The sequence below is a fragment of the Nocardioides hwasunensis genome, assembly GCF_014779665.1.
GTDB lineage: Bacteria > Actinomycetota > Actinomycetes > Propionibacteriales > Nocardioidaceae > Nocardioides > Nocardioides hwasunensis.
On sequence record NZ_JACXYY010000005.1, the window covers coordinates 221,568 to 247,032 of the forward strand.

19 protein-coding genes are annotated in these 25,465 nt (G+C 73.7%); 18 read left to right on the top strand and 1 reads right to left on the bottom strand.

Annotated elements, in window-relative coordinates:
* Positions 1–10: 10 nt before the first annotated feature.
* From IEZ25_RS13520 to IEZ25_RS13560, 9 genes are all read left to right on the top strand, one after another.
* Positions 11–1,687, top strand: a complete 1,677-nt coding sequence (locus IEZ25_RS13520) for a flavin-containing monooxygenase (protein ID WP_191199963.1) — start codon at positions 11–13, stop codon at positions 1,685–1,687.
* Between the two features lie 82 nt (positions 1,688–1,769).
* Positions 1,770–2,438, top strand: a complete 669-nt coding sequence (gene npdG / locus IEZ25_RS13525) for an NADPH-dependent F420 reductase (RefSeq protein WP_191199964.1) — start codon at positions 1,770–1,772, stop codon at positions 2,436–2,438.
* Positions 2,439–2,443: 5 nt separating this feature from the next.
* Positions 2,444–4,999 (top strand): bifunctional FO biosynthesis protein CofGH, encoded by a 2,556-nt coding sequence (locus IEZ25_RS13530; RefSeq protein WP_191199965.1) that lies wholly within the window; start codon positions 2,444–2,446, stop codon positions 4,997–4,999.
* The gene (locus IEZ25_RS13535; RefSeq protein WP_191199966.1) at positions 4,999–5,625 is read left to right on the top strand and encodes an NTP transferase domain-containing protein; all 627 of its coding nucleotides are present in this window, start codon (positions 4,999–5,001) and stop codon (positions 5,623–5,625) included. Before IEZ25_RS13530 ends, IEZ25_RS13535 begins: the two co-directional genes overlap by 1 nt.
* Before the next feature lie 11 nt (positions 5,626–5,636).
* Positions 5,637–6,923 (top strand): sensor histidine kinase, encoded by a 1,287-nt coding sequence (locus tag IEZ25_RS13540; RefSeq protein WP_191199967.1) that lies wholly within the window; start codon positions 5,637–5,639, stop codon positions 6,921–6,923.
* Positions 6,920–7,597, top strand: coding sequence for a response regulator (locus IEZ25_RS13545; protein ID WP_191199968.1), 678 nt, complete (start codon positions 6,920–6,922; stop codon positions 7,595–7,597). The genes IEZ25_RS13540 and IEZ25_RS13545 overlap by 4 nt, the downstream gene beginning before the upstream one ends.
* Positions 7,598–7,694: 97 nt before the next feature.
* Positions 7,695–8,492: an ABC transporter ATP-binding protein gene (locus IEZ25_RS13550; protein WP_191199969.1), complete on the top strand. Its 798-nt coding sequence runs from the start codon at positions 7,695–7,697 to the stop codon at positions 8,490–8,492.
* Positions 8,489–10,444 (top strand): FtsX-like permease family protein, encoded by a 1,956-nt coding sequence (locus IEZ25_RS13555; RefSeq protein ID WP_191199970.1) that lies wholly within the window; start codon positions 8,489–8,491, stop codon positions 10,442–10,444. Before IEZ25_RS13550 ends, IEZ25_RS13555 begins: the two co-directional genes overlap by 4 nt.
* A 66-nt stretch (positions 10,445–10,510) precedes the next feature.
* Positions 10,511–11,713 (top strand): serine hydrolase domain-containing protein, encoded by a 1,203-nt coding sequence (locus IEZ25_RS13560; RefSeq protein WP_191199971.1) that lies wholly within the window; start codon positions 10,511–10,513, stop codon positions 11,711–11,713.
* Here the strand turns inward: IEZ25_RS13560 and IEZ25_RS13565 are convergent.
* Entirely contained in the window at positions 11,710–12,039 is a 330-nt protein-coding gene (locus IEZ25_RS13565; protein ID WP_191199972.1) for a hypothetical protein, read from the bottom strand. The two genes, IEZ25_RS13560 and IEZ25_RS13565, sit on opposite strands and share 4 nt — an antisense overlap.
* Positions 12,040–12,157: 118 nt before the next feature.
* Between IEZ25_RS13565 and IEZ25_RS13570 the strand changes: the two genes are divergently transcribed.
* The 9 genes from IEZ25_RS13570 to menC are packed head-to-tail and all read left to right on the top strand — an operon-like array spanning position 12,158 to position 25,434.
* Positions 12,158–13,546, top strand: a complete 1,389-nt coding sequence (locus tag IEZ25_RS13570) for a serine hydrolase domain-containing protein (RefSeq protein WP_191199973.1) — start codon at positions 12,158–12,160, stop codon at positions 13,544–13,546.
* 36 nt (positions 13,547–13,582) lie between these two features.
* Positions 13,583–15,196, top strand: coding sequence for an ABC transporter substrate-binding protein (locus IEZ25_RS13575; protein WP_191199974.1), 1,614 nt, complete (start codon positions 13,583–13,585; stop codon positions 15,194–15,196).
* Between the two features lie 2 nt (positions 15,197–15,198).
* Positions 15,199–16,239: an ABC transporter permease gene (locus tag IEZ25_RS22295; protein WP_318152220.1), complete on the top strand. Its 1,041-nt coding sequence runs from the start codon at positions 15,199–15,201 to the stop codon at positions 16,237–16,239.
* Between the two features lie 2 nt (positions 16,240–16,241).
* Complete coding sequence (locus IEZ25_RS13585; RefSeq protein WP_191199975.1) at positions 16,242–18,188, top strand: dipeptide/oligopeptide/nickel ABC transporter permease/ATP-binding protein; 1,947 nt, start codon at positions 16,242–16,244, stop codon at positions 18,186–18,188.
* Positions 18,185–18,925 (top strand): ABC transporter ATP-binding protein, encoded by a 741-nt coding sequence (locus tag IEZ25_RS13590; RefSeq protein WP_191199976.1) that lies wholly within the window; start codon positions 18,185–18,187, stop codon positions 18,923–18,925. The genes IEZ25_RS13585 and IEZ25_RS13590 overlap by 4 nt, the downstream gene beginning before the upstream one ends.
* Entirely contained in the window at positions 18,922–22,260 is a 3,339-nt protein-coding gene (locus IEZ25_RS13595; RefSeq protein ID WP_191199977.1) for a serine hydrolase, read from the top strand. Before IEZ25_RS13590 ends, IEZ25_RS13595 begins: the two co-directional genes overlap by 4 nt.
* Entirely contained in the window at positions 22,257–23,417 is a 1,161-nt protein-coding gene (locus IEZ25_RS13600) for a M20 family metallopeptidase (RefSeq protein ID WP_318152221.1), read from the top strand. Before IEZ25_RS13595 ends, IEZ25_RS13600 begins: the two co-directional genes overlap by 4 nt.
* Positions 23,418–23,449: 32 nt before the next feature.
* A complete protein-coding gene (locus IEZ25_RS13605; RefSeq protein ID WP_318152222.1) occupies positions 23,450–24,331 on the top strand; it encodes a GNAT family N-acetyltransferase in 882 nt (293 codons plus the stop codon).
* Complete coding sequence (gene menC, locus IEZ25_RS13610) at positions 24,328–25,434, top strand: o-succinylbenzoate synthase (RefSeq protein ID WP_191199978.1); 1,107 nt, start codon at positions 24,328–24,330, stop codon at positions 25,432–25,434. Before IEZ25_RS13605 ends, menC begins: the two co-directional genes overlap by 4 nt.
* Positions 25,435–25,465: the final 31 nt, after the last annotated feature.

The following is a 25,465-nucleotide window of genomic DNA, read 5'->3' on the forward strand; positions in this document are numbered from 1 at the left end:
GGAGATGGGAATGACAGAGCCCGCTGGCAGCCGTGCCTCGGAGGTCGACTACCTGATCATCGGTGCGGGTGTGTGCGGGCTCTACCAGCTCCACCAGCTGCTCGAGCTCGGCGCGGACGTGCGGGTGGTCGATGCCAACTCCGGCCTCGGCGGGACCTGGTTCATGAACCGCTATCCCGGCTGTCGCTTCGACTCCGAGTCCTACACCTACCAGTACTCGTTCTCGCCCGAGCTGCTCCAGGAGTGGAGCTGGAAGGAGAAGTTCTCCCCCCAGCCCGAGACCCTGTCCTACCTCGAGCACGTCGCCGAGCGCTTCGACCTCGAGCGCCACATCACCTTCGAGGCCCGCGTCGCGTCGGCGACCTGGTCGGAGGACGAGTGGCGCTGGCACGTCGGCTTCGAGGACGGCACGGTCATCCGCGCCCGGTTCGTGCTGTGCGCGATGGGTCTGCTCTCGGTCCCTACCTACCCGCGTGTCGCCGGTCGCGGTAGCTTCCGCGGACTGGAGACCCACACCTTCGACTGGCCGGAGGACTACGACGTCACCGGCAAGCGGGTGGCGGTCATCGGCACCGGAGCCAGTGGGGTGCAGGTCATCACCGACGTGGCCGACAAGGTCGAGAGCATGGTCGTGCTGCAGCGCGACGCCAACTGGTGCTCACCGCTCGGCAACGCGCCGATCTCCGAGGACGAGATGGCCGACCTGCGCTCGCGCTACGACGAGATCTTCGCCTGGTGCCGCGACACCCCGGCGGGGTTCATCCACCGTCCCGACCGGGTGCTGTCCACCGATGTCAGCCGCGAGGAGCGGCTGCGGCACTGGGAGGACCTCTACGCCAACGGCCAGGGTGCGAGCCTCTACATGGGCAACTACCGCGACTGCATCATGGAGTGGGGTCCCAACCAGGAGCTCTCGGAGTTCGTCGCGAGCAAGATCCGCCAGCGCGTGGCGGACCCCGAGGTCGCCGAGATGCTGATCCCGAAGGACCACGGCTTCGGCACCAAGCGGGTGGCCGGCGAGTCCGGCTTCTACGAGGTGTTCAACCAGGACAACGTCGAGCTGGTCGACCTGATGGCGCACCCCATCCTCGAGATCACCGAGACCGGGGTCCGGCTCGATGCCGGCGACGGGCAGGTGCGCGACCTCGAGCTCGACGTGATCTGCTACGCCACCGGCTTCGACGCCGTCACCGGACCGTTCGACCGCATCGACGTGACCGGCGTCGACGGGCTCAAGCTCAAGGACCACTGGCGAGACGGGCCCCTCACCACGCTCGGCGTGCAGGTCTCGGGCTTCCCCAACATGTTCGTGCTCGTCGGCCCGCAGTCGGGCTCGGCGACGGCCAACTTCCCGCGCGGGATCGAGGACGTCGTCAACTGGATGACCCAGACCGCCGCCTACATCGACGAGCACCGCATCGGTCGCTTCGAGGGCCGCCCCGAGGCCGAGCTGCAGTGGCTCGAGCACGTGCGGGAGGTGAACTCCCTGCTGCTGCTGTCCAAGACCCGCTCGTGGTTCAACGGCCACAACATCAACCTCGACCGTGACGAGAGCCCACGGGTGATGGTCTACCTCGGCGGCGCCCCGCGCTATCGCAAGATCCTCGCCGAGGAGGCCGAGCAGGGCTACCCGAGCTTCGTCCTGTCACCGGTCGACGAGCTCGCCGCGGCGGGCGTCAGCTCCTGAGCCCGCGCCGCCCGTTCCCGCACCACCACCCCCGACCGGTCGGCGTACGCCCCGCCGGACCGACGACCCATGAGGACCTCACGTGACCACCCACCGCATCGCCGTGATCGGCGGCACCGGCCCGCAGGGCAAGGGACTGGGCTACCGGTTCGCCCGGGCCGGGCACGACGTGGTGCTCGGCTCGCGCACCCGCGACAGGGGCGAGGCCGCGGCCGCGGAGGTCCGCGACCGGATGGCGTCCGGAGGCACCGTGACCGGTGCCGACAACGTCTCCGCCTGCGAGGGCGCCGACGTGGTCGTGCTGGCGATCCCCTACGACGGGCACGACGAGCTCGTCGCGAGCCTGCCGCTCGACGGCACGGTCGTGGTCTCCTGCGTCAACCCGCTCGCCTTCGACAAGGCAGGTCCCCACGGACGGGTGGTCGACGGCGGCGAGGGGTCCGCGGCCGAGTCGGCGCAGCGCCTCGCCCCCGGGGCGCACGTCGTCGGTGCGTTCCACCACGTCTCGGCCGTGTCCCTCTGGGGCGAGCGTGACCTGCTCGACGACGAGGACGTGCTGGTCTGCGGTGACTCCGCCGAGGCCAAGCAGGTCGTGATGGACCTCGCCGCCGCCGTGACCGGGCGCACCGGAGTCGACGCCGGCCGCCTCCGGCTGGCCCGCCAGCTGGAGCCGCTGACGGCCGTGCTGATCTCCATCAACAAGACCTACAAGACCCACTCGGGGATCCGCGTCGCCGGTCTGGGAACCTGAGGACCATGACCGGCCAGCAGGGTGAGCCGACCGAGCAGCAGGTGCGCCGAGCGCTCGTGCGGGCCGAGCGCGGAGCAGCGATCGACCTCGAGGAGGCCACCGCCCTGCTCGCCGCACGCGGTGACGACCTCGAGCGGCTGCTCGTCGTGGCGAGCCGGGTCCGCGACGCGGGCCTGGTCGCTGCCGGCCGCGCCGGGGTGGTGACGTACTCGCCCAAGGTCTTCGTGCCGGTCACCCGCCTGTGCCGCGACCGCTGCCACTACTGCACCTTCGTCGAGACCCCCACGCAGGGCCGTCGCGAGGGACGTGCCCCCTACCTGTCGCCGGACGAGATCCTCGACATCGCGCGCGCCGGCGCCGAGCAGGGCTGCCTGGAGGCACTCTTCACCCTGGGAGACCGGCCCGAGGACCGCTGGCCCGAGGCCCGCGAGTGGCTCGACGAGCAGGGCTACGACTCCACCATCTCCTACATCCGCGCGATGGCCGTGCGGGTGCTGGAGGAGACGGGTCTGCTGCCGCACCTCAACCCCGGGGTGATGACGTGGGAGGAGATGAACCGGCTCAAGGCGGTCTCCCCGTCGATGGGGATGATGCTCGAGACCACCTCGACCCGGCTGTTCACCGAGAAGGGCCAGGCCCACCACGGCTCGCCGGACAAGGACCCCGAGGTCCGGCTGCGGGTGCTCGACGACGCAGGTCGGCTGTCGGTGCCGTTCACCACCGGCGTCCTGGTGGGGATCGGCGAGACCCCGCGCGAGCGCGTGGAGACCGTGCTCGCGATCCGCTCGCGGGCCCGCCAGTTCGGCCACGTCCAGGAGGTGATCGTCCAGAACTTCCGCGCCAAGCCGGACACGGCGATGCGCCACGTCGACGATCTCGCGCTGGATGACTACGTCGCCACGCTCGCCGTCGCCCGCATCGTGCTGGGCCCGCGGGCGCGGGTCCAGGCACCGCCGAACCTCACCGACGCCGAGGAGTGCCACCTGCTGCTGCGCGCCGGGGTCGACGACTGGGGAGGTGTGTCGCCGGTGACGCCGGACCACGTCAACCCCGAGCGTCCCTGGCCCTCGCTCGAGCGGCTGCGGGCGGCCACCGAGCAGGCCGGCCTGGCGCTGGCGGCACGGCTCACGGTGCACCCGGAGTACGTCGTCGGCACGCTCGAGCGCGGCGAGCCGTGGCTCGATCCGCGGATCCTGCCGCACGTGGCGGCGCTCGCAGGCCCCGACGGACTCGCCCGCCCGGGCGTCCGGCCCGGCGGGCTGCCCTGGCAGGAGCCGGACCTCGGTGCGGGGCCCGGCGGCCTGGGATCTGCCGGCCGCACCGACCTGCACGCCTCCATCGACACCGAGGGCCGCACGCACGACCGGCGCGCCGACTTCGACAGCGTGTACGGCGACTGGGACGAGCTGCGGGACAGGGTCTCCGGCGCGACTGCGTCGGTGGCACAGGCCGGTGACGGCTGGGCCGCGCTCCGGGCCGCCGAGGCCGACCCTGCGGGCCTCACCGACGAGCAGGCGCTCGTCTTGATGACCGCCGAAGGCGAGCTCCTCGAGCGGATGTGCCGGCTGGCCGACGACCTGCGTCGCGACGTGGTGGGCGAGGAGGTCACCTACGTCGTGAACCGCAACATCAACTTCACCAACGTCTGCTACGTCGGGTGCCGGTTCTGCGCGTTCGCCCAGCGGCGCACGGACGCGGACGCCTACTCGCTCTCGCTGGACCAGGTCGCCGACCGCGCCGAGGAGGCCTGGCGCCTCGGCGCGTCCGAGGTGTGCATGCAAGGCGGCATCGACCCGCAGCTGCCGGGCACGGCCTACTTCGACCTCGCCGCGGCGGTGAGGGCGCGGGTGCCGCAGATGCACGTGCACGCCTTCAGTCCCATGGAGGTCGTCAACGGCGCCAACCGCACCGGCCTGTCGTTCGAGGACTTCCTCATCAAGGCGCGCGAGTCCGGTCTCGGGTCGATCCCCGGCACGGCCGCGGAGATCCTCGACGACGAGGTCCGGTGGATCCTCACCAAGGGCAAGCTGCCCACCGCGACGTGGATCGAGGTGGTCTCCACCGCGCACCGGGTGGGGCTGCGCTCGTCCTCGACGATGATGTACGGCCACGTCGACAACCCGCGGCACTGGGTGGGGCACCTGCGGGTCCTGGCACGGATCCAGGACGAGACCGGCGGCTTCACCGAGTTCGTGCCGCTGCCGTTCGTGCACACCTCCTCGCCGATCTACCTCGCGGGTGTGGCGCGGCCGGGCCCGAGCCTGCGTGACAACCTCGCGGTCCACGCGATGGCCCGGATCATGCTCCACGGCCGCATCGACAACATCCAGACCAGCTGGGTCAAGCTCGGTGTCGAGGGCACCCGCGCGATGCTCCGAGCGGGTGCGAACGACGTGGGCGGGACGCTGATGGAGGAGACCATCTCCCGGATGGCCGGCTCCGAGCACGGCTCGGCCAAGACCATCGCCGAGCTCACCGACATCGCCGCAGGCATCGCTCGCCCGGTGCGGGAGCGCACGACGACCTACGGTCGGGTGCCAGCGGTCGAACGGTCTGCCTGATGGCCGCCGCTGCCGGTGCAGGTGCGTCCGCGGTGGTGCTCGCCAAGGACTCCCGGATCGCCAAGACCCGCCTGGGCCTCGACGTGCGGCTCACCCGGGAGGTCGCCCTGCAGCTCGCGGCGAGCACGGTGCGCGCCGCGCTCGGCGCGACCACGATCGGGCAGGTCGTCGTCGTGACGAGCGACCCGGCGATCGCCCGTGACTCCCGACGGGTCGGGGCGCGCGTCGTCCTCGAGCCGCGTCCGCTGGGCCTGGTCCGGGCCGCGTCGCTGGGTCGGCACCGGGCACTCGAGTGGCGACCGCGCTCCCCGGTGGTGCTGATGGTGGCGGACCTGCCGCGGCTGGCGTCGTACGACCTCGACCGTGTCGTGACGAGCCAGGAGGCCGCCTGTCGACCGGTGTTCGTGCCGGATCGGGACGGGGTCGGGACGACGGCGCTCCTCCACGGTGCAGACGTGCGGCCCGGCATCGCGTTCGGCCCGGAGTCCGCGTCGCGGCACCGGGGCCTCGGATACACCGAGCTCCTCGACGCACCGTCGGGGATGCGCGAGGACCTCGACACCCCCGACGACCTGCACAGGTCGGGCCTGGTCGTCGCCGGCCGAGAGGTCCTGGCCGCGCGCTAGCCTCTCGGTCCATGGGAGGTCGGCGCACGTGGCTCATCGTGGCCGGCGGCTCCTGGCTGCTCGCCGCGCTGCTGCTGACCGGGATCTCCGCGGCCGCGGCAGGTGCGCCCCCCGCCGAGCTTGCGGGCGCTCCGTCGATCGGCGACGCCGCCTGGGTGGTCGGACTGGTGCTGGTCACCCTGCAGGCGCTCGCGCTGGCCGGCGCGGACCGGCGCGTCCACGCGGCACTGGTCGTGGTGGCCGCCGCCGCGCCGATCGGCGGGCTCGTCGGGCTCGGCCCGGCGATCGGGTGCACCTCCGTGGCCGTGATCGTGGCTGCGTTCCGGGCCAGCGCGGACGCCTTCGTCGCCCGCACGTGGGTGGCGCTGTCGGGGGCCGCGGTGCTGGTGGCCTGCGGCGAGCTGGTCGTCCAGGTGCGGGCGGACGCGCCCGTGGCGCAGGCGCTCGGTGCATCGCTGCTGCAGGGCGTGGGCACGATCGGCCTGCCCGCACTCGTCGGTCTGGTGGTGGCGACCAGACGCGACAGCACCGCCGCCCGTGCGGACCGACTGCGCGCCGAGGCCGGGGAACGAGCCGCGCTGGTGGAGGCCGCCGTCGCGCGCGAGCGCACGGCGATGGCGCGCGAGCTGCACGACATCGCGGCGCACCACCTCACGGGCATCGCCGTCATGTCGGCGGCCATCGGCAAGCAGATCGACCGCGACCCCGAGGCCGCCAAGCTGGCCGTGGCGCAGGTCCGCGAGCAGAGCACGTCGATGCTGCGTGACATGCGCGGGCTCGTCGGCCTGCTCCGGCCGGACCCCACGGACCGCGGCGACGATGACGAGAGGGTGCCCCAGGAGTCGTTCGACGGCATCGCCGGCCTGGTCGACGCAGCGGCGCTGCGGGGTGAGCCCGCGGAGCTGGTCGTCCGGGCGCCGGAGGGTCCCGATCCCCGGGAGCAGGTCGGGCCGCTGGTCCAGCTCTCGGCCTACCGGACGGTCCAGGAGGCCCTCACCAACGCCGCCCGGCACGCGCCCGGCCAGCCGTGTCGCGTCGAGGTCGACGCGCGCTCGGTGCGCGAGGTCCGGGTCACGGTGTCCAACCGGATGCCCGTGCCGGGCAGGTCGGTCACCACCCGGGGCGGGGGGTTCGGCCTCGTCGGGATGCGCGAGCGGGCCGAGCTCACCGACTGCCGGCTGACGTGCGAGGAGGTCGACGGCGCCTGGCTGGTGACGCTGCTGATCCCGGTGCGCCAGGATCCACTGCTGGCCTCGCCCGACGACGGCGGCGCCCGAGCCGAGCGGGAGGCACGATGAGCACGGGACGGATCCGCGTGGTGGTGGCCGACGACCAGCCGCTGGTGCGCGCCGGCCTCAGCACGATGCTCGGGCTGGAGGACGACATCGAGGTCGTCGCGGCGGTGGCCGACGGGGAGCAGGCCGTGCAGGCCGCGCGCGAGCTCCGGCCCGACGTGGTGTGCCTCGACATCCGGATGCCGCGGATGGACGGCATCACCGCGGCCCGTCAGATCTGCGGAGCCGACGCCGACTCGCCCGTCCCGGTGCTGATCCTGACGACGTTCGACATCGACGACTACCTCTTCGGGGCCCTCGAGGCCGGGGTGTCCGGCTTCCTCCTCAAGGATGCCGAGCCGGCCGCGGTCGCCGACGCCGTGCGCTCGGTCGCCGCCGGGCACGGCACCATCGCCGACAGCCTGACCAAGCGCGTCGTGGGGGAGCTCGTCAGCAGGCGTCGTACGCAGCCGGTGACCGCCGCCCGCGCCGACGAGCTGCTGACCGCGCGCGAGCGCGACATCGTCCTGCTCCTCGCCGAGGGCATGTCGAACGACGAGATCGCCCAGGCGCTCGTCGTCGAGACGTCGACGGTCAAGTCGCACCTTGCGCGCATCCTGCCGAAGCTCGGCGTCCGCTCCCGCCTCCAGGCGGCGGTCTGGGCCTACCAGAACGGGCTGGTCGAGGTCGGCGGCTGACCACCCGGACGGCGGGCCTGCATCGAAGGATGCAACCTGCCGGGATCCCTCCTGCGGCTCTCGTGCGCAGGGGTCCGCGATTCCTAGCGTTGCGGGCATGTCCACCACCCACTCCTCCACCGTCTCCGGCGCCCCGTGCGCCTCCACCTCGGCGAGCGACCACGCCGCGGTCCGGCAGGTCGCCGTCCGGCTCACCGCCGTCCGCAGGACGTACGCCGGCAGCGTCCCCGTCGAGGCCCTGCGCGGCGTCGACCTCGAGCTGGTCGCCGCCTCGGTCACCGCTGTCATGGGGCCGTCGGGCTCCGGCAAGTCCACGCTGCTCAACATCGCCGCGGGTCTCGACGTGCCCACCAGCGGCACCGTCGCCGTCGGCGGGCACGACCTCGACACGATGTCGGCGGACGCGCTGACGCGGTTCCGCCGCGAGCACGTCGGCTTCGTCTTCCAGGGCTACAACCTCCTCCCGCACCTCGACGTCCTGTCCAACATCGCCCTGCCGCTGGTCCTCGCCGGACGCGGGCTCGACGCGGCCTGGACCGCCGAGCTCCTCGACCTCCTCGGCCTGACCGGCACGGAGCACCGCCGTCCCGGCGAGCTGTCCGGCGGGCAGGCCCAGCGCGTGGCGATCGCCCGCGCGCTGGTCACCCGGCCCGCCGTCGTGCTCGCCGACGAGCCCACCGGTGCGCTCGACTCGCGCACCGGCCAGCAGGTGCTCGACCTGTTCCTCGGCGTCGCCCGCCGGCTGGGGCAGACGCTCGTCATCGTCACCCACGACCCGTCGGTGGCCGCGGCCACCGAAGAGGTCGTGCTCCTCGCCGACGGTCGGGTCGCCGACCGCCTGGCCGCGCCGTCCGCCGAGCAGGTCTCCGACCGGCTCCTGGCACTGGGCCGGTGAGCGCCGTGATGACCTCCACCTGGGCGATGGCCGCCTCCTCCGCCCGTGAGCACCGCGCCGACCTGGCCGGCACCGGGCTCGTCCTGGCGGCGGCGGGCGCCGTCGTCTCGCTCACCGGAGTCCTCATGGAGTCGGGCATCCGCGCCTCGGCCGAGCACCCGGGCGCGGGGATGCTGACGGCACTCGCGTCCTCCTTCGCCGGGACGGCGCTGGTCGTCGTGCTGATGGTCGTCACGTCGGCCGTCGCCCTGACCCTGCGCCAGCGCCGCCGGGAGATCGCCCTCCTGCGCACCGTGGGGGCGACCGCGGAGCAGGTGCGCCAGCTGGTCTCCCGCGAGGTCGCCCTCCTCGCCGTCGTCGCCGTGCCCGTCGGCGCGGTGCCGGCCCTGGGGGGCGCGCACCTGCTGACGCCGCTGCTCGTCGACGCCGGCATGGTCGCTCAGGGCTTCCCCCTCACCGTGTCACCACTGCCCGTCCTGGTCGCCGTCGCCGGGCTGGTGCCCGCAGCCCTGCTCGCCGGGCGGCTGGCGACGCGCGAGTCCTTGCGGGCCGCCCCGGCCGAGACCGTGGGGCTCAGCGCGATCGAGGACCACCGGATCGGCGACGTGCGACGGATCTCGGCCGTCGCGCTCGCGGTCGGCGGCCTCTCCGCCGCGCTGAGCCCGGTGCTCGTCCCCGGCACCATCGGCGCCGCGTCCGCGGCCAGCTCCGCGCTCCTGCTCGTCGGCGCCGCCGCGTGCGCCGGCCCGGCCGTGGTCCACACGGTCTTCGGGAGGGCGGCGGCCCTGGCCCGACCCGGGGGCCGGCCGAGCACGCGCCTCGCCCTCACGAACGTGCACGGCTTCTCCCGCCGCCTGACCGCGGTCGTCGTACCCCTCGCCGCCGTGGTCGCCGTCGGCACCATGTCCTCCAGCGTCGACCAGGCGATGGAGCGGGCCGCCCACCGGCAGCTCTCCGACGCCGTGGGCGCCGACCTCGTCGCCGTCCCGACGACGACCGTCGAGCGGGCCGACCTCGACCGGCTCGCCGACGACCCGTCCGTCGCGGCCGTGGCGCCGCTCGGCTCGCTGGCTGCGCAGGTGCGCTCGGACCCCGACCTGCCGGACGCGCTCGCCTGGGAGACCGCCGGCCTGCGCGTGGTCGACCCGGCCACCGCGAGCGACGTGCTCGACCCCGACGTGACGTCCGGGGAGCTGGCGGCGCTGGCCACACCCGGCTCCGTCGCGCTGGGCACCGACGCCGCCTTCGAGCTGGGTGCGTCGGTGGGTGACCGCGTCGCGATGCGGGTCGACGGGCAGGAGCTGCAGGCCACCGTGGTGGCGCTCCACGACCGCGGGCTGGGCCTCGGCCAGTACCTGGTCGGCCCCGCCACCACGGCCGCGGCCGGCGCCGGTGCACCGGTCGACACCGTCCTCGTGCAGAGCAGGGACGGCCGGGCGGGTGAGGCCCGCGCCGCCGCCGAGCGCGACCTCGGCGCCTCGACGGTGGTGCGGCCCGCGCCAGACTGGGTGGCGTCGACGACCAGCCCGGATGCCGCCGGACAGCGGCTCTCCTCGGTCCTCCTGCTCGCCCTGCTGCTGTTCGTCGGCCTCGGCGCGGCCAACGCGATGGCCCTGTCCACGCGCAACCGCCGTGACGAGCTCTCGGTGCTCGCCCGCACCGGCGCGACCCGCCGTCAGCTGCTGCTGATGGTGCTCAGCGAGGCCGTGGTCACCGCCGGCCTGGCTTGGATCCTCGGGACGCTCGCCGTGCTGCCCGCCGTCCTCGCGGTGACCGCCGCGATGCTCGGTGCCGCCGTGCCCGCGATCCCGCTGGCGACGTACGCCGGTCTCTCGCTCGCCGTGTTCCTCGTCGCCGTGGTCGCGTCGCTGGCCGCCGCCGTCGCGATCACCCGCCGGGCGGTCGGCACGGCACGGACCCGCGGGACGCCCGGCCTCGCGGTCGCGCACTGACGCACCTGCGCATCCGGTCGTCCCAACCACCTGCGCCACCGACCCCACCACAGAAGGAGAGCTCCCATGTCCCGCATCCGAACCAGGTCCGGACTCCGCACCGCAGCACTGGCCACCACGCTCGTCGGCGTGACCGCCACGCTCGTCCCGGCGACCGGCGTGGCCGCCGCCGACACCTGGACCCCGGCGTCCGCGTCGGTCCACGCCAAGGACGCGGCCGGCCGCGTCCAGCAGCGCCTCGACGAGCTCGTCTCCGAGACCGGGCTGCCCGGTGCCATCGCGACCGTGAAGGACTCCCGGGGCCGGACCCGCACCTACGTCGCCGGCACCGCGAGGATCGGCACGGACCAGGCCATCGACCCGGACTCCCGGGTGCGGGTGGCCAGCAACACCAAGATGTTCACCGCGACCGTGGTGCTCCAGCTCGTCGCCGAGGGCGACGTCGAGCTCGACCGCCCGGTCGAGACGTACCTGCCCGGCCTGGTGCGCGGCTCGGGCAACGACGGTCGTCGCATCACGGTCCGCCAGCTGCTCCAGCAGCAGAGCGGCCTGCCCGACTACGACTCGCTCGTCATCGAGGCCGGTGGCTCGATGGACGCGGTGAAGCACACCTACTTCGAGCCGCACGAGCTGTTGGACGCCGCTCTGGCCGAGCGACGCGAGTTCCGTCCCGGCACGAAGTGGGCCTACAGCAACACCAACTACGTCGTGCTCGGCATGCTGGCCCAGAAGGTGACGGGTCGTCCCATCGGGGAGCTGATCACGCGTCGCGTCATCGAGCCGTTGGGCCTGACCGACACCTACTGGCCGCGGGTGGGCGAGCAGCGCCTGCGCGGGCCGCACCCGCACGGCTACCTCGCCGAGGCGCCCGACGCACCCTGGACCGACGCCACGCGCATGGACCCCTCGCTCGGCTGGGCCGCCGGCCAGCTGGTGTCGACGCCCGGTGACCTCGGTCGGTTCATGGAAGGACTGCTGGGCGGGGAGCTGCTCCCGCGGGACGTGCTCGCCGAGATGAGGAAGGGCGTCCGCGCTCCGGGTTTCGACGCCGAGCCGGGCTGGCGCTACGGCCTCGGACTGGCCTCGCGCGAGCTGGGGTGCGGCGTGACCGGGTGGGGCCACGGTGGCGACATCCAGGGCTTCGAGACCCGCAACCTGATCACCGACGACGGGCGCTGGGCGGCCGTCGCCGTCACCGGGCTCCCCACGAGCCTGGAGATGGTGGCCGCGGTGAGCGGCACCGTCGAGGACCTGGTCTGCGCGTCCTAGCCACCTGCTGCCTCGCGCACCACTCCGGGCACGACCGTCTGGGGTGGTGCGCTGCGCTCGCGGACCTCCAGCACGCCGATGACGCGCTGGAGGCGCCGGCGCACACGTGCCACCTGCCAGGCGCCGCCCATCACCTCGACCTGCACCTGCGCCGTCGCGTGGTCACCCACCGCGCTCGACCTCGCCACCGACTGCGGCAGGTAGGAGAACGCTCCGACGTGGTGCTGACCCAGGACGGCGACGATCCGGTGGAGCATCGCGTCGTCGTGGGCGACGTCGGCCACCAGCGTGCAGCCGTCGTCGACGGTCGTCGTGAGGGGGTCCACGCGTCGCAGTGTGTGGCGGGCCTCGGCGCCGCAGTTGGTGTGGCTCGACAAGGAACGCACCGTCTGCTTGGCCGAGCGTACGAACACCGACGGCTGGGGAGTTCCTAGCGTGGCTCTCATGAGTGACCTGGAGCACATCCGGACCTGGTTCGACGAGCACCTGCCCGAGCTGCTGGAGCAGCACCGGGTGCCCTCCGCGGCGTGGGCGGTCCTCAAGGACGGCGAGGTCGTCGAGGGCGCGCACGGCGTGCTCAACCTCGCAACGGGCGTCACCGCCACGCCGGAGTCGGTCTACCAGATCGGCTCGATCACCAAGCTGTGGACGAGCACGCTGGTCCTGCAGCTGGTCGACGAGGGGCTCGTCGACCTCGACGCGACCGTCCGCACCTACCTGCCCGAGTTCGCGATCGCCGACGAGGCGGCGGCCGAGGCGATCACCGTGCGCCAGCTGCTCAACCACACGGCGGGCTTCGAGGGCGACATCTTCACCGACACCGGTGTGGGGGACGACTGCGTCGAGAAGTACGTCGCCACCCTCGGCGGCACCCCGCAGCTGTTCGCCCCGGGGGAGCAGTTCTCCTACAACAACGCCGGGTACTGCGTGCTCGGCCGCCTGGTCGAAGTGGTCCGCGACACGACGTACGACCAGGCGCTGCGCGAGCACCTGATCGGCCCCCTCGGCCTGCGGCACGCCGCGCCGAGCGTGCACGAGGCGATCATGCACCGCGCCGCCATGGGGCACCTCGAGTCGGGAGAGGAGGGCACCCTCGAGCCTGCCCCCTTCTGGTCGATGGCCCGCTCCAACAGCCCGGCCGGCTCGACGCTGACGATGAGCGCCCGCGACCTCGTCGCCTTCGCCCGCATGCACCTCGAGGACGGGGTGGCCCCTGACGGCACCCGGGTCCTGGCAGCCGGCACCGCCGAGCGGATGCAGGCCCACGAGGTGGACCTGCCCGAGCTGGGCCTGATGGGCAGCTCGTGGGGGCTCGGGTTCGAGCGGTTCGACACCCCCGACGGTCCGATCGTGGGCCACGACGGCAGCACCGTCGGCCAGGGTGCGTTCCTGCGGATGGTCCCCGCAGAGGGCGTCGCCATCGCCCTGCTGACCAACGGCGGCGACATGATCTCGCTCTACCACGCCATCGTCGGGCAGGTGCTGGACAGCGTGACCGACGTCCACCTGCCCGGCCTCCCGCAGCCGCCCGCGGAGCCGGAGCGCATCGATGCCCGGCGCTTCGTCGGCACCTACTCCGCCGACGTCTTCGACCTCACCGTGAGCCAGGACGACGACGGTCGCATCTGGATCGAGCAGGTCCCCAAGGGCCTGTTCATCGAGATGGGCGGGCAGGTCGAGCGCTCCGAGCTGGTGGCCTACCGCGACGACATGCTCATCCCGGTCGAGCCCGACCGCGGGATGTACATGCCGCACGCCTTCCTCGGCGACGACGGGGAGGGCAACGCCCTCTACCTCCACCTCGGCCGCGCTGTCCGCCGCGCCGGCGCCTGACCCACCTCCCACCTCCCGCACGGAAGCGAGACCGGCATGAAGCTCACCCCGATCGGCCCGGCAGCACTGGTCCTGGCGCTCTCGGCGGCCACGCTGTCCGCCTGCGGTGGCGGTGGGGGAGGCGGCGGTGCCGGTGGGACCGACGCCCCGGCGGACTACGTCGACGGCGCCACGTTCACCCTCGGGCTGTCGTCCGACCCCGGCAACCTCGACCCGCTGATGGGTGCGGGCTCCGCGCTGTTCGCGGTCACCCAGTTCGCCTACGACCCGCTGGTCAGCGTCGACGGGAAGACCGGGGAGATCGGCTCCCAGCTCGCCACCGACTGGACGGTCGACGACACCACCGTCTCGCTGACCCTCGCGGACGACATCACCTGCGCCGACGGGGCCGACCTCACCGCCACCGACGTCGCCGACAGCCTCAACTTCGTCGCGGACCCGGAGAACCAGAGCCCGTTCCTGGGCACCTTCTTGCCGGTCGGCGCGAAGGCGAAGGGCGACGATGCCACCGGCACGGTCACGCTGACCCTGGCGAGCCCGTCGCCGTTCGTGCTCAACGGCCTGGGCAGCCTGCCGATCGTGTGCCCGTCCGGCATGGACGACCGCTCGTCGCTGGCGAAGGCCACCAGCGGCACGGGACCCTACGAGCTCACCGAGGCCGCGCCCGGTGACCACTACACCTACACCTTGCGCGAGGGCTACACGTGGGGTCCCGGCGGTGCGGGCACCGACCAGAAGGGCCTGCCTGCGCAGGTCGTGGTGAAGGTCGTCGAGAACGAGACCACCGCCGCCAACCTGCTCCTGTCCGGTGGCCTCAACGCCGCCCAGATCGCCGGTCCCGACGGCGACCGCCTGGAGAAGTCCGGGCTGTCCGCCGCCGAGACCACCGGCCTCGTCGGCGAGCAGTGGTACAACCACGCCGACGGTCGCGTGACCAGTGACCCGGACGTGCGGATGGCGCTCACCCAGGCCCTCGACCTCTCCGAGCTCGCCGACGTCGTGACGTCGGGTCGCGGCGGACCGGCCACCACGCTGGCCGTCAACGAGCCGGTCGCCTGCCCCGGCGACTCCGTCTCCGGTGCACTGCCCGCCCACGACCCGGACGCGGCGGCGAGCCTGCTCGACGCCGCCGGCTGGCAGGAGGGCGGCGACGGCGTCCGCACGAAGGACGGCCAGCGCCTCGAGGTGACCTTCCTCTACCAGAACAACCTCGGCAGCAGCGGTGACGCGGCGGCGGAGCTGGCCGTGCAGCAGTGGAAGGCGATCGGCGTCGACGCCACCGCGAAGTCGCAGAACGAGACGACGCTGACCGGCACGATCTTCGGGGCCGGCGACTGGGACGTCGCGTGGGTCTCGCTCAACGTGGGCTCGCCCGACCAGCTCGTGCCGTTCCTCTCCGGTCCGGCCGCGCCGGACGGCACCAACTTCTCCGCCATCGACGACGACGACTACCAGGCCGGCGTCGACCAGGCGATGGGGATGACCGGCACCGACTCCTGCGACACCTGGCTCGACGCGGAGGCGCTGCTGGTGCAGAAGGCCGACATCGTGCCCTTCGCCAACAACACGGTGCGCACCTTCGCCAAGGACGCCGAGTTCGAGACCCCGGGACAGCTCGTCCCGCTCAGCATCCGGATGGTGGCCAAGTAGCGGTGTCCGCCACCACGACCCCGATCGGCCATGCCGCCCCGGCTGGCCCGACCAGCGCGGGACCCGGCGCCGACGCGGCGCACCCGCGGGTGTGGGAGCGGCCCTGGGCACGGTTCGCCGTACGCCGGCTGGGCCGCCTGCTCGTCTCCCTCTGGGTGCTGGTGACTGCGTCGTTCGCGATGATCCACCTCATCCCCGGGGACCCGGTGCGCGGGGCGCTCGGTCCGACGGCGCCCGCGGACCTGGTGGCCGCGCGTCGGGCCAGCCTCGGGCTCGACGACCCGATCCTGGTCCAGTACGCCCACTACCTGCGGTCGTTGTCCACCGGTGACCTCGGCACCTCGCTCGGCTCCCAGCTCCCGGTGGCCGACATCGTGGGCCAGCGGCTCCCGGCGACCCTCCTGCTGGGCCTGCTCGGCTTCCTGCTGGCCGTCGCGATCGCGGTGCCGCTCGGCACCCTGGCCGGTGTGCTGACCCGTCGCGGGCACGGTCGCCGCACCGAGCTCGGCTTCACCACCTCCAGCATCGTCATCGCGACGGTGCCCGACTTCCTCCTCGGCGTGGGGCTGGTCTACGTCTTCGGCGTGCACCTGGGCTGGCTGCCGGTCGCCGGCAACGAGTCGGCGTCGGCGTACGTCTTGCCGGTCGTCTCGCTGGCGGTGGGCCCGGCCGCGATCCTGGCGCGCATCGTGCGCGTCGAGCTCGTGGAGGTCCTCGACGCCGACTACGTCCGCACCGCCCGCGCCAAGCGTCTGGCGCCGTGGAAGGTCTACCTGGGCCACGCGCTTCCCAACGCGCTGACCTCCGCGCTGACCATCGGTGGTCTGCTCCTGGGCTCGATGGTGGCCGGGACGGTGCTGGTGGAGAACGTCTTCGCCTGGCCGGGTCTGGGCAGCACCATCGTCTCCTCGATCCTCGCCAAGGACTACCCGCTCGTGCAGGCCATCGTGCTCGTCTACGGCATCGGTGTCCTGGTGGTCAACAACGTCGTCGACGTGGTCCTCGCCCTGCTCGACCCGCGCTCGATGATCCGGGAGGACTGAGCATGTCCGCACCGACGTCACGAGCCCGTGCCTGGCGAGGCGTGCTGACCACGCCCCTGGGTGCGACGGCCGCCGTGCTGCTGGCCCTGGTCCTGGCCGTGGCCGTGCTCGGCCCGGTCCTGTGGACCCAGTCCGCGGACGCCGTCGACACCGGCAACATCCTCGGAGCGCCGTCCGGTGAGCACTGGGCCGGCACCGACAACCTCGGCCGCGACATCGTCGCCCGGGTGCTGGTCGCCGGGCGGCTCTCGATCCTGCTCGCCTTCGCCGCCATCGGCATCGCCATCGGGGTGGGCCTCCTGCTCGGCTCCGCACCCTTCCTGCTCGGCAACGGCCGCGCGGCCCGCCTGGTCTCCGCGGGCGTCAACGTCGCCGTGGCCTTCCCCGGCCTGCTGCTCGCCCTGTTCTTCGCCGTCGTCTTCGGCGTCGGCGCGACCGGCGCGGTGCTCGCGATCGGGCTCGCGGGCGCCCCCACCTTCGCCCGCCTCACGCAGACCCTCGTCGCCGGCCTCGCCGGGCGGGAGTACGTCGCCGCGGCCCGCGTCGCCGGTGTCGGCCGCCTCCGCATCCTGGTGCGGCACGTGCTGCCGAACCTCCGCGAGCCACTCGTCGTCAACGCGACCATCGGTGCGGGCAGCAGCCTGCTCGCCTTCGCCGGCCTGTCCTTCCTCGGCCTCGGCGTGCAGTCACCGTCGTACGACTGGGGCCGACTGCTCTACGACGGCGTGGGCTCGCTCTACGTCAACCCCGCCGCCGCCCTCGCGCCCGGCCTCGCGGTGCTCGTCGCCGGGCTCGCCTTCAACCTGTTCGGCGAGGCCGTGGCCAAGGGGCTCGGCGTGACCGAGCTGACCGGACCGCGCGTGCGCAGGCCGGCCACGAAGGCCGCGCCCGAGCCGGACGAGCAGCGCGACCACAGCGAGGGCCGACCCAGCGCCGACGTCGTCCTCGAGGTGCGCGACCTCAAGGTCAGCTTCGCCGGCCGCGACGGGCAGCTGCGCCCGGTGCGCGGGGTGAGCTTCTCGGTCCACCGCGGCGAGGCGCTCGGCGTGGTCGGGGAGTCGGGGTCGGGCAAGTCGCTGACCGCGCTCGCGGTCACCCGGCTGCTCGGTGACGACGCCACCGTCGAGGCCGAGCGGCTGCGGCTGCTCGGCCAGGACCTGCTCGCCGAGGCCACCCCCGCCCAGCGTCGGCTGCTCGGCACGTCGCTGGCGATGGTCTTCCAGGACCCGATGTCGTCGTTCAACCCGACCCGGCGCATCGGCCGCCAGCTCGCCGAGGTGGGCACCGAGCACCAGGGGATGACCCGTGCCGAGGCCATGGCGCGCGCGGTCGACCGGCTCGACGCGGTCCGCGTGTCCGACGCCGCCGACCGGGTGCGCCAGTACCCCCACGAGTTCTCCGGCGGCATGCGGCAGCGCGCCATGATCGGCATGGGGCTGATGGGCTCGCCGTCGCTGATCGTCGCCGACGAGCCGACCACCGCACTCGACGTCACGGTGCAGCAGCAGGTCCTCGACCTGCTCTCCGCCATCCGGGACGCCGACGACCTCGCGCTCGTGCTGATCAGCCACGACGTGACCGTCGTGGGCGAGGTGTGCGACCGCGTCCTGGTGATGTACGCCGGGCGGATCGTCGAGGACCTCGCCACGGCCGACCTCGCCACGGCCGCGCAGCACCCCTACACGCGGGCGCTCGTCGCCGCCGTGCCCGACATGGCGACCGACGTCTCCGAGCCCCTCGCGACGATCCCGGGCCGACCGGTCGGTCCCGCGGACACCCCGGCCGGCTGTGCGTACGCCGACCGCTGCCCGCTCGCCGACGTCCGCTGCCGATCGGAGGAGCCACCGCTCGAGCGGACCGCCGCCGGTGGCCGCGTCGCCTGCTGGCACCCCGGTGGTGAGCCGGACGTGGTGCTGGCGGGCCCCGACCTCAGGAGGGTGGAGCGATGAGCGAGCTGCGCTTCGAGGACGTCAGCGTCCGCTACGGGCGCCACACCGCGGTCGACGCGGTCAGCCTGACGGTGCCGCCCGGCACCGTCGTGGGACTGGTCGGGGAGTCCGGCTCGGGCAAGTCGACCCTGGCGCGGGCCACGGTCGGACTGGTCGAGCCCACCTCCGGCACGATCACGCTCGGTGGGGCTCCGCTGCCGCGCCGCGGACGACGCCCGCTGCAGATGGTCTTCCAGGACCCCTACTCCTCCCTCGACCCCCGGATGAGCATCGGCAGCAGCATCGCCGAGGCGATGCCGCGTGACGAGACCACCGCGACCCGTCAGGGACGCCGCGAGGAGGTACGTCGACTGCTCGAGCTCGTGCACCTCGGATCGACGAGCCCCGACGCCCGGCCGGGGAAGCTCTCCGGTGGACAGCGTCAGCGGGTCGCCCTCGCGCGGGCGCTCGCCGGGCGGCCCGACGTGATCATCGCCGACGAGATCACCTCGGCCCTCGACGTCTCCATCCAGGGGGCCGTCCTCAACCTGGTCCGCGAGCTCCAGCAGGAGCTGGGCCTCTCGATGCTCTTCATCTCCCACAACCTCGCCGTGGTCCGCTACGTCGCCTCGCGGGTCGCCGTGATGCGCGCGGGCCGCATCGTCGAGGAAGGCACCACCGCCACTGTGCTCGGGCAGCCCGAGCACCCCTACACCCGCGAGCTGCTCGACGCCGTCCCCGGAAGGAACCCCCGATGACCACCACGCCCGAGACCCCCGAGACGGAGACCGCGCAGGCCCCGAGGCGGCTGCGGATCGACGACCTGCTCGACCTCGCCGTCCCCTCGCAGCCCGCGCTGTCGCCCGACGGCCGGCAGGTGGCCTACGTCCTGCGCACGCTCGACTGCGACGCGGACCGGGCCGTGGACCAGCTGTGGCTGGCCGACACCAGCGGCGACGCGCCCCCGCGCCGCCTCACCCACGGGCCGTCGGACACCGCGCCGGCGTGGTCGCCCGACGGCGCGACACTGGCGTTCCTCCGCGACGGCCGGGTCGCCGTGGTGGCCCTCGCCGGTGGCGACGCCGAGGCCTTCGCCCACCTCCCCTCCGGCGCGAGCGGCCCGCAGTGGAGCCCGGACGGCGAGCGGCTCGCCTTCACCGCGCCCGTGGATCCGGCCGGGACCGACGTCCCTGGCACCGCGCCGATGGTGACCAGGGGGACCGACTACCAGGCCGACGGTGTCGGCATGCACGGTGCGGTGCGCCACCAGCTCCACGTCGTCGGCGCCGACGGCACCGGCCTGCGCGTCCTCACCGACGGCGAGCACGGTGTCGGCAGCCCGGCGTGGTCGCCCGACGGCGAGACGATCGCCTTCACCCGCGGCACCGGTGACCGGTTCCGCGTCCCGGTGCACGTCCTGCCGTCCGGCGAGGTCGGCGCCCGGCCGCGGCTCGTCGGCCTCGCCGACGGCATCTCCTCGGTCGTCACCTTCGCCGCCGACGGGGAGTCCCTGCTGGTCGTGGCCCACCCGGGCGACCCGGTCGGGCACCAGCGCCTGCTGCGCCTGCCGCTCGCCGGCGGCGACGCGGTCGAGCTCGGTGCCGACCTCGACCGCAACGTGATGGGCGGCGCCCCGGCCTACCCCGGCGGCACCCCCGCCGAGCACGACGGGCGCGTCCTGTTCTGCCTGCGCGAGCGCGGCTGCACCCACCTGTGGTCGGTCGCCGCCGACGGGTCCGACGCCCGGTCACTCGTCGACGGCGCCGGTCGCGTGGTGTCCGGCCTCTCGGTCGCCGCCGGTCGGGCGGCGTACGCACTCGCCACCCCCGACAGCTATGGCGAGATCGCGGTCGTCGACCTCACCAGCGGCGCCGAGACCGTCCTCACCGACCACGGGGCCGCCCTCGCCGACGTGGTGCACCACCCGCGGGAGGCGCGCACCTTCACGATCTCCGACGGCATCGAGGTCGAGGCCTGGCTGGTGCACGACCCCGAGCAGCAGGGCACCCGCCCGGTGCTGCTCGACGTGCACGGTGGGCCGCACAACGCCTGGAACGGCGCCGCGGACGAGATCCACCTCTACCACCAGGAGCTCGTCGAGCGCGGCTGGGCGGTGCTGCTGGTCAACCCGCGCGGCAGCGACGGCTATGGCGAGGAGTTCTTCGCCGGCGTGCGCGGCGGGTGGGGCACGGCCGACGCGAAGGACTTCCTCGAGCCGCTCGACCAGCTGGTCGCCGACGGCTTCGCCGACCCGCACCGGCTCGCCGTCGCCGGCTACAGCTACGGCGGGTTCATGGCGTGCTGGCTGACCGGGCACGACGACCGCTTCGCCGCTGCCGTGGCCGGTGGCACGGTGAGCGACCTGGTGAGCATGTACGGCACCAGCGACGACCTGTGCCTGAGCGCCTACGAGCTCGGCGGGACGCCGTGGGAGGAGCCGGAGGCCTACGCCGCGATGTCGCCGCTGACCCGCGTCGCCGACGTGCGGACCCCGACCCTGGTGCTGCACGGTGCCGAGGACCGCACCTGCCCGCTCAACCAGGCCCAGCAGTGGCACACCTCGCTGGTCGAGCGCGGGGTGGAGTCCGAGCTGGTCGTCTATCCCGGGGCCAGCCACGTCTTCCTGCTCCTCGGCCTGCCCTCGCACCGGCTCGACTTCAACCGGCGCACCCTCGAGTGGGTCACCACCCACACCACCGGCGGCGGGCGCACGTCGCTCGACGCGGCCCACTGGGAGCGCCGGCTGCACGTCCTGGCCGAGCGCTACGGCGTGCCGGGCGCACAGCTCGGCATCCTGCGGATGGACGGCTCCGCCGGCACCGACGACGTGGTCACCGCGACCCACGGCGTGCTCAACGTCCGCACGCAGGCGCCGGTCTCGGCCGAGGCGCTCTTCCAGATCGGCTCGATCAGCAAGGTGTGGACCGCGACCGTGGTCATGCAGCTGGTCGACGAGGGGCTGCTCGACCTGGACGCGCCGGTCGTGAAGGTGCTGCCCGGCCTCGAGCTGGCCGACCCCGAGATCACCGCGGCGGTCACCACCCGCCACCTGCTCACCCACACCAGCGGCATCGACGGGGACGTCTTCACCGACACCGGCCGCGGCGACGACTGCCTGGAGACCTACGTCCGGCTGCTCGGCGGTGCCGGGCAGAACCACCCGGTCGGGGTCACCTGGTCCTACTGCAACTCCGGCTACTCCGTGCTGGGCCGGATCATCGAGGAGCTGACCGGGCTCACGTGGGACCAGGCCATGCGCGAGCGGCTCTTTGAGCCGCTCGCGCTCGAGCACACCGCGACGCTCGCCGAGGACGTGCTGATGCACGCCGCCGCGGTCGGGCACGACGACCGCGACGGAGTGCCGACGCCTGCCGCCGCCTGGCAGCTGCCGCGCTCCATCGGCCCGGCCGGGTTGATCTGCTCCGACGCCGAGGACGTGCTGGCGTTCGCGCGGCTGCACCTGACCGGCGGGCTCGCCGCCGACGGCACCCGGGTGCTGAGCGAGGAGAGCGCCGCGGCGATGGCCTCGCACCAGGCCGACCTGCCGGACACGCTGGTGCTCGGCGACTCCTGGGGACTGGGCTGGATCCGGTTCGGCTGGGACGGCCGGCGCCTGATCGGCCACGACGGCACCACCCTCGGCCAGAACGCCTTCCTGCGGGTCCTGCCCGACGAGGGGCTGGCCGTCGTGCTGCTCACCAACGGCGGCCACGCGCGCGACCTCTACCAGCGCCTCTACGAGGAGGTCTTCGAGGGCGTCGCCGGGGTCACCCTCCCGGAGCCCTTCGCGCCCCCCGCCGACGCCGAGGTCGACATCACGCCCTACCTCGGCACCTACGAGCGGTCCTCGGTGCGCATGGAGGTCGTGGCGGGCGACGACGGGCCGGTGCTGCGCACCACCCTCCTCGGTCCGCTCGCCGAGCTGGAGCCCGACCCGACCGACGAGCACGAGTTGGTGCCGGCTGCCCCCGGGCGGTTCGCGGTCCGGCCGGGCGGCGGGGAGACCTGGATGCCCGTGACGTTCTACGAGCTCGAGACGGGTGAGCCCTACGTGCACTTCGGCGTGCGCGCCACCCCGCGGGTGTCGCCGTGACCGAGGTCGCGACCGGGGCCGTGCGCGAGGGCGTGGCGCTGGACGAGCTCCTGGCCGACATCCGCGAGCTCGTCGAGTGCGAGTCACCCTCGGACGACCTGGCCGCAGTGGCCCGCTCGGCGGACGTGGTGTCCGCGGTCGGCACCGCCCGGCTCGGCACACCGCCGGAGCGGATCGTGCTCGACGGTCGGACGCACCTGCGCTGGCGGCTGGGCGGGGCACCGACGCGCGTGCTCCTGCTCGCCCACCACGACACCGTGTGGCCCCTGGGCACGCTCGAGCGGCGGCCCCTCGTCGTCGCGGACGGCGTGCTGCGCGGCCCCGGCTGCTTCGACATGAAGGCCGGGCTCGTGATGGCGCTGCACGCGGCCGCCGGCCTCGACGGGGTGACCGTGCTGGTCACCGGCGACGAGGAGATCGGCTCGCCCAGCTCGCGCGGGCTGATCGAGGAGGAGGCCCGCGGCCTCGACGCGGCCCTGGTGCTGGAGGCGTCCGCCGACGGCGGTGCCTTCAAGACCGAGCGCAAGGGCGTCTCGCTGTACGACGTCCGGGTCTCCGGGCTCGCCGCCCACGCCGGCCTCGAGCCCGAGCGGGGCGTCAACGCCACCCTCGAGCTGGCCCACGTGTCGCTCGCGCTCGCCGGTCTCGGCGACGACGGGCTGGGCACGACGGTCACGCCGACGGCGGCGCGGTCGGGCACGACCACCAACACGGTCCCGGCGCATGCCTCGGTCGCGGTCGACGTACGCGTGTGCACGCGTGCCGAGCAGGACCGGGTGGACGCCGCCGTGCGTGCGCTGACCCCGACGCTGCCGGGCGCCCGGCTCGACGTCCGGGGCGGGCCCAACCGTCCCCCGCTCGAGGCCAGGTCGTCCGCCGCGCTGTTCGCGCGCGCCCGGTCGCTGGCGGAGGCGATGGGCCGTCCGGCTCCGCCCTCCGCCTCGGTGGGCGGGGCGTCGGACGGCAACTTCACCGCCGGCGTCGGCACGCCGACGCTCGACGGCATGGGTGCCGTCGGCGGAGGGGCGCACGCCGAGCACGAGCACGTGCTGGTCGACCGCCTCGTGGGACGCACGGAGCTGCTGCGCGCCCTGGTCCGCGACGTGCTGGCCGATCGGACGAACCCGTCCCCCGCCGATGGTCGGGGACGACGATGACGCAGGGCAGGAGCGAGACCAGCATGTCCGTCGTGAGCGATCTCGGCCTGGTGCCACCCATCAGCATCGACGACCTGGAGCAGGCCAGCCAGGTGTGCGACGCGGCCGCGCGCGGTGCCGGGGTGAGCGTGCGCAGCCTCACCGACCTGGCCGACCTGGCGCGGGTGGTCGAGCTGTTCGCCGACGTGTGGGGCAGGTCCGCGAACCCGCCGGTGTCGCTCGAGATGCTCCGGGCGCTCACCAAGGCCGGCAACTACGTCGGCGGGGCGGTGGAGCACGGCCGGCTCGTCGGTGCGTGCGTGGGGTTCTTCCACGCGCCGTCGGAGGACGCGCTGCACAGCCACATCGCCGGCGTCGTCCCCGAGGCGACCGGACGGAGCATCGGCTTCGCCCTCAAGCTGCACCAGCGTGCCTGGGCGCTCGGACGCGGCGTCGAGGAGATCGCCTGGACCTTCGACCCGCTCGTGGCCCGCAACGCCTGGTTCAACCTCGTCAAGCTGGGCGCGCAGCCGTCGGAGTACCTCGCGAACTTCTACGGCCCGATGCAGGACGACCTCAACGGCACCGACGACACCGACCGGCTGCTGGTCCGCTGGCGGCTGCGCGACCCCGAGGTCGCCGCCGCGTGCGCCGGCCGGCTGCGCGGCGCCGACGTGCCCTGGTCGAGCGCCGCCGGGGCGGTCGAGGTGCTGCGGCCCGACCGTTCCGGGCGCCCGGAGAGGATCGACGCGGAGGGGCCGCTCGCCCTGGTCCGGGTGCCGACCGACGTCGAGCGCCTGCGCGTGACGGACCCCGCGACGGCCCGGTCGTGGCGGGAGTCGGTGCGCGAGGTGCTCGGCGAGATGCTGCAGGCGGGCGGCCGGGTCGAGGGCTTCGACCGCACCGGGTGCTACGTGGTCAGGAGGACCTCATGAAGATCACCGGCGTCGAGCTCCGACGCATCGCCATGCCGCTGGTGGCGCCGTTCCGCACGTCCTTCGGGACCGAGACCGCACGCGACGTGCTGCTCGTCCGCGTGGTCGGCGAGGACGCCGAGGGGTGGGGCGAGTGCGTGGCCATGTCGGCCCCGCTCTACTCCAGCGAGTACGTCGACGGCGCCGTCGACGTGATGCGCCGCTACCTGCTGCCGCGGATCCTCGACGGCGTGCCCCTGGGGGCGCACGAGGTCGCGCGCCGGCTCGAGCCCGTGAAGGGGCACCGGATGGCGAAGGCCGCGCTGGAGATGGGCGTCCTGGACGCCGAGCTGCGCGGAGAGGGACGCTCCTGGGGCCGCGAGCTCGGTGCCGTGCACGAGCGCGTCCCCTGCGGTGTCTCCGTCGGCATCATGGACTCGGTGCCCGAGCTCCTCGACGCCGTCGACGGCTACCTCGCCGAGGGCTACCTGCGGATCAAGCTCAAGATCGAGCCCGGCTGGGACGTCGAGCCGGTGCGCGCGGTGCGCGAGCGATTCGGAGACGACGTGCTGCTGCAGGTCGACGCCAACACGGCGTACACCCTGGGTGACGCGCCGCACCTGGCGAGGCTGGACCCGTTCGACCTGCTGCTGATCGAGCAGCCCCTCGACGAGGAGGACCTGCTCGGCCACGTGGACCTGGCGCGGCTGATCCGCACCCCGGTCTGCCTCGACGAGTCGATCACCTCCGCGCGCGACGCGGCTGCGGCCATCCGGCTGGAGGCCTGTCGCATCGTCAACGTCAAGCCCGGTCGGGTCGGGGGCTACCTCGAGGCCCGACGCATCCACGACGTGTGCGCGGCGGCCGGGGTCCCGGTGTGGTGTGGCGGCATGCTCGAGACCGGCCTGGGGCGGGCGGCCAACGTCGCCCTCGCTGCGCTGCCGGGCTTCACCCTGCCGGGCGACACGTCGGCCTCGGGCCGCTACTTCGCCACCGACATCACCGAGCCGTTCGTCCTCGACGACGGGCACCTCGCCGTCCCGGACGGACCGGGGCTGGGCGTGAGCCCCGACCCGGACCGCCTCGAGGACGTGACGACCTGGAGCGAGTGGTTCGCCGGGTGAGCGCTGGCGTGCTCGCGCCCACCTGCCTACG

Coding starts and splice junctions, on each gene's coding strand:
- IEZ25_RS13530 (WP_191199965.1), top strand. CDS start 2,444: ATGACCGGCCAGCAGGGTGAGCCGACCGAGCAGCAGGTGCGCCGAGCG.
- IEZ25_RS13520 (WP_191199963.1), top strand. CDS start 11: ATGACAGAGCCCGCTGGCAGCCGTGCCTCGGAGGTCGACTACCTGATC.
- IEZ25_RS13595 (WP_191199977.1), top strand. CDS start 18,922: ATGACCACCACGCCCGAGACCCCCGAGACGGAGACCGCGCAGGCCCCG.
- IEZ25_RS13590 (WP_191199976.1), top strand. CDS start 18,185: ATGAGCGAGCTGCGCTTCGAGGACGTCAGCGTCCGCTACGGGCGCCAC.
- IEZ25_RS13535 (WP_191199966.1), top strand. CDS start 4,999: ATGGCCGCCGCTGCCGGTGCAGGTGCGTCCGCGGTGGTGCTCGCCAAG.
- IEZ25_RS13550 (WP_191199969.1), top strand. CDS start 7,695: ATGTCCACCACCCACTCCTCCACCGTCTCCGGCGCCCCGTGCGCCTCC.
- IEZ25_RS13560 (WP_191199971.1), top strand. CDS start 10,511: ATGTCCCGCATCCGAACCAGGTCCGGACTCCGCACCGCAGCACTGGCC.
- menC (WP_191199978.1), top strand. CDS start 24,328: ATGAAGATCACCGGCGTCGAGCTCCGACGCATCGCCATGCCGCTGGTG.
- IEZ25_RS13570 (WP_191199973.1), top strand. CDS start 12,158: ATGAGTGACCTGGAGCACATCCGGACCTGGTTCGACGAGCACCTGCCC.
- IEZ25_RS13540 (WP_191199967.1), top strand. CDS start 5,637: ATGGGAGGTCGGCGCACGTGGCTCATCGTGGCCGGCGGCTCCTGGCTG.
- IEZ25_RS13585 (WP_191199975.1), top strand. CDS start 16,242: ATGTCCGCACCGACGTCACGAGCCCGTGCCTGGCGAGGCGTGCTGACC.
- IEZ25_RS13545 (WP_191199968.1), top strand. CDS start 6,920: ATGAGCACGGGACGGATCCGCGTGGTGGTGGCCGACGACCAGCCGCTG.
- IEZ25_RS13575 (WP_191199974.1), top strand. CDS start 13,583: ATGAAGCTCACCCCGATCGGCCCGGCAGCACTGGTCCTGGCGCTCTCG.